This window comes from Flaviramulus basaltis (assembly GCF_900114265.1).
GTDB classification, from domain to species: Bacteria; Bacteroidota; Bacteroidia; order Flavobacteriales; family Flavobacteriaceae; genus Flaviramulus; species Flaviramulus basaltis.
Window position 1 is genome coordinate 1 of sequence record NZ_FPKV01000018.1, and the last position, 4,286, is coordinate 4,286.

Annotated in this window: 5 protein-coding genes; all 5 read right to left on the bottom strand. The window is 30.5% G+C overall.

The features are described 5' to 3' along the window. Positions 1-248 precede the first annotated feature (248 nt). The 5 genes from BT151_RS18215 to BT151_RS18235 all read right to left on the bottom strand — a co-directional run bounded on the left by BT151_RS18215 (position 249) and on the right by BT151_RS18235 (position 3,196). On the bottom strand, positions 249-770 hold the full coding sequence (locus BT151_RS18215) for a hypothetical protein (protein WP_143144358.1): 522 nt from the start codon (positions 768-770) through the stop codon (positions 249-251). Positions 771-1,340: 570 nt separating this feature from the next. Beyond that, positions 1,341-1,643 (bottom strand): type II toxin-antitoxin system RelE/ParE family toxin, encoded by a 303-nt coding sequence (locus BT151_RS18220; RefSeq protein WP_072403796.1) that lies wholly within the window; start codon positions 1,641-1,643, stop codon positions 1,341-1,343. Next, positions 1,640-1,882: a type II toxin-antitoxin system ParD family antitoxin gene (locus BT151_RS18225; protein WP_072403797.1), complete on the bottom strand. Its 243-nt coding sequence runs from the start codon at positions 1,880-1,882 to the stop codon at positions 1,640-1,642. Before BT151_RS18225 ends, BT151_RS18220 begins: the two co-directional genes overlap by 4 nt. Positions 1,883-2,076: 194 nt before the next feature. Next, a complete protein-coding gene (locus tag BT151_RS18230) occupies positions 2,077-2,682 on the bottom strand; it encodes a hypothetical protein (protein WP_072403798.1) in 606 nt (201 codons plus the stop codon). Between the two features lie 52 nt (positions 2,683-2,734). Next, complete coding sequence (locus BT151_RS18235; protein WP_072403799.1) at positions 2,735-3,196, bottom strand: hypothetical protein; 462 nt, start codon at positions 3,194-3,196, stop codon at positions 2,735-2,737. Positions 3,197-4,286: the final 1,090 nt, after the last annotated feature.

Below are 4,286 nucleotides of genomic sequence, written 5' to 3' on the forward strand. Positions count from 1 at the left end.
ACTCTTTCTTTTAAGGTAAGTCGTTTGTGTTTTTTTACTTCCATTGTAACAAATCTATAATTTTAGATTTGTTGCGTTAAGTTATTGAATGGAGGTAAGTTTTTCAGTATGACACACAACGGTTACGTATAAGAATAGTGCGGTTTTGTATGCGAGGATTTTCCGAAGGAAAATCAGAAGCTAGCAAAAGCGCACTAACCTTTTGATTTAGGATTAAACTTAAGCATTATTTTTATACAATGTTGTGCTTAGTTTTTTATTTTTTCAAATTTATATTCGTAAACTCCTTGGTTTCCATTTCCTAAAAATAAAATTGCACCCTCGCTCTTAAATCCGTTAACCAAAATTAAATTCCCGTCTTTATCATTTCCTAAAATTGTTTTCTGTTCGTTCCGAATGTAATATATGGGGTAAAACGGTATAAGTTTCAAATCTCGGTCAATTGAGAAATATGAATTTTTTATCTTTCCATAAAGATTATATTCTTCTAAAATAGAATCTTGGCGAATAAGTTTAATGTTCAGTATTTGTTCTTTTAATAGTGTTATTTTGACATTAGAGCTGTCCGATTCTTTATGTTTTGTTAGAATGAACCATAGGTTATATCCGTCAGATGTTTTGTTTCCGTTACTGTAAATTCCGTTCAGTTTGTTTTCGCTAAATTCAGAAACAACTGTTGAACTATTACGAATCAATTTCTTAGTCGAAATACAACTCGAAAAGAGTATTATGGTTAGTAAAAGTAGTTTATAAATGTGTTCGGATTTCATTTTTTAAATTAAGCACAACGGTTCGGCTATGATTTCGTTGCGGAAAAGTCCGCAGGACATTTCCGCCGTAAATCAAAGATAGCAAAAGTGCGAGATTTTTCCGCAGGAAAAATCCGCAGCAATGAATTATAGGCAATGTTGTGTACAGTGCTTAATTTATTTCAATCTAGTTTATCCGTGCAGAAGGTCAGTCGTTCGCAACAGTTGCGCTCTGCTTTGGTCGGAATTTTTAGAGTCAGAAATTTTGTCCGTAAATAGAGGTCAGAAATCCGTAATATATACGTTTTGTTAAGGTCAAATGTTTTAAGAATTAAAGCGAAAAAATTAAAGATTTATATTGCTTTTTAACCGAGTGAGCGCATTGTACACAACGTTGCAGCTATGAGTAGTGCGGAGGCAAGGAATCATTTTCGATTCCGTCTACGCACGTAGCAAAAGCTTTTTGTTTTGGTTTATTTTTTTGTTATCAGAGCAAAATCCTAAAGATTTTGCGGACACATTAAATATAGGCAAATCATTGAATTAAACACTAAGCCCGCATTACTTATAGGTTTTGTTGTGTGCAGTTTTTTATTTCAGTCGTTTTTTGATATCCATTCTCTGATGAAGTATTCTAACGATTTCCACAATTTCATTTTCAACTTTTCTATAAAAAATAAGATGTGATTTTATTTTACTTACTCGATAATTTTTTCGTGTTTGTTCAACCGATTTTCCAATCAAATAATTATCTGCAATAAATTCAATTTCTCCAATTATTAAGTCGTAATATCTGTCAGCTTGTTCTTTGGACCATTTATGAAAAGTGTAAACCCAAATGTCATTTAAATCATTAATCGCTTGTTTGCTAATCCGATATTTATTCTCACTCATAAGTGTTTGCGATGTAATTCAATCAAATGCTGTTTAGGATCAAAATTTTCCGCAAATCCACTTTGTTCTCCGAGTTCAAGAGCTTTGATCAGCTCTTTTTCTTTTTTTTCTTCACGCTCCAACATTCTAAGTGCGGAACGAATTACCTCGCTTACAGAATTATATCTACCAGATTTTACCTCTTCATTTATAAATTCCTCAAAATGATTTCCGAGTGATATGGATGTGTTTTTTCCCATTTTGTCTATGATTTATTCAAAGATACCAAATCTTGGTAACGTAGACAAATTGCACACAACGGTTACGTATAAGAATATTGCGGTTTTGTGTCCGAGGATTTTCCGCAGGAAAATCAGAGTGTCCAAATACGCACTAACCTTTTGATTTAGGATTAAACTTAAGCATTATTTTTATACAATGTTGTAAAACGTTTTTATTCAATTTTCAATTTTATTGATTCAAAAGAGTTAGAATTAATTCCAATTAAACCATATTTTGTTTCATTCTTTTTAATGATTGTACCATTTAATTTATATTCGAGTATTTCATTTTTGAATTTATTATTTGCAGATTCAGAGATTATCATATTTCCTCCTGCTAACCCTGGTCCAATAACATAGCCAATCGGAAATGATTTTGGTTCAGAACCAGTTGCTGAAACATTAAACTTTAATGGAGTTAAAAGAAGATATAATAGATTCGTAGCAGAATTTTGTTTTAATGACTTAAATACTTTATCAGTATTCATAATAGAAATTTCGTTTCCGTTTTCATGGATTAATTTTATGTTATTTCCAAACAATAAGTCTTTTTCAGAATTATTAGTAATTTTGATTGCGACAATACTTATTTTTTGATTCAACTCCTTCTTACTATATTTTTTATTTAATACATTATATTTATATTCAAGTTTTACATTTTCAGTTTCACTTTTTGAAATATAATTAATGGATTTAGGATTAATTGACTTGTAACTTGAAGCACAATTACTTAAAGTGAAGATAGTTAGTAAAAATAATGCAATTTTAATAATTTTCATTTGTTTAGTTTGAAGTTAGTATTTTTTTATACAATGTTGGCAACAGTTATTTTTAATCAGCCGTTTTTAAATTCAATTTTTTGCTTTTTTCCGGTCTCAATTCTTGAATAGCCAATTTCAGATTTTTTATTTGTCCGTAAACATTATTCCACGGTTCAGCATTTATTTGAAAAGTTTCTGTGTTTTTTCCAAGAGAGTTTTTATACTTAACTACAAAACCTCTAAAAAAGTCTAATTCAATGATTTCATTAATGTTCAGATTCAGTTCTTTTTTTCCGCCAAATATCGAATAACTTTTGATACTTATTTCGTTTCCATTTATTTCAATTCCAAGTAAGATTTTCTTTTCCTTAATCATTAAATAGGTTGGGTAAATTAAATATATTAACCAAGCATACCATTCAATTGGTTTAAGTGAATTGATAAAATAAATTATTAAGCCACCAATTATAAAATTCCCAAGTAGGCTCCAGAATAATGATATTTTAAGGTTCTTTATTAAATGGTCATTCATTTCGTTATGAGTGGGTTTTAATTGTTGCCAACGGTTCGGCTATGATTTCGTTGCGGAAAAGTCCGCAGGACATTTCCGCCGTAAACCAAAGATAGCAAAAGTGCGAGATTTTTCCGCAGGAAAAATCCGCAGCAATGAATTATAGGCAATGTTGTGTACAGTGCTTAATTTATTTCAATCTAGTTTATCCGTGCAGAAGGTCAGTCGTTCGCAACAGTTGCGCTCTGCTTTGGTCGGAATTTTTAGAGTCAGAAATTTTGTCCGTAAATAGAGATCAGAAATCCGTAATATATACGTTTTGTTAAGGTCAAATGTTTTAAGAATTAAAGCGAAAAAATTAAAGATTTATATTGCTTTTTAACCGAGTGAGCGCATTGTACACAACGTTTATGTATATGGAAAGTTGCGTGTTTGCGTGCGAGGATTTTCCGAAGGAAAATCAGAAGCTAGTAAACGAGCAACTGACATTGGTTTAGGATAAAACTAGCTATTTTTTATATACGGTGTTGCCATTTCGTTGGTTTTTTTTCTTACAACTTTTGGTCAGTCGTCAAATCCTTTTTTATGAGTTTGAGTAAGGTCAGACGTTTTATAATTCCGTTTGAGTAAGAAATTTCGAAATTTGCTAAATTCCACATTCAATTCGGTTTTTACTTTTTAATATTATTGATCAGTCTTTTTTTGTTTTTTGAAAACTTTAAAAAGTAGTGAAATATTAACTATAAAAGCTGACATAATAAAAATATCAATAATAGTTTGCGTTCCAAATACATTATATTGTAGAGTTATCAATGATAAAAAAATTAAAATTGTCGAAATTATTAATCCGGTTTTAATATTGTAATTCATATTTAATTTAGTTTTATTTTTCGTTCAGAGTGAGTTCCGCAATGAATGGCAACGTTTATGTATATGGAAAGTTGCGTGTTTGCGTGCGAGGATTTTCCGAAGGAAAATCAGAAGCTAGTAAACGAGCAACTGACATTGGTTTAGGATAAAACTAGCTATTTTTTATATACGGTGTTGCCATTTCGTTGTTTTTTCATGATTCAAATTATCCGACTAAATTCTGCTTTTCACTTTTTAGCAA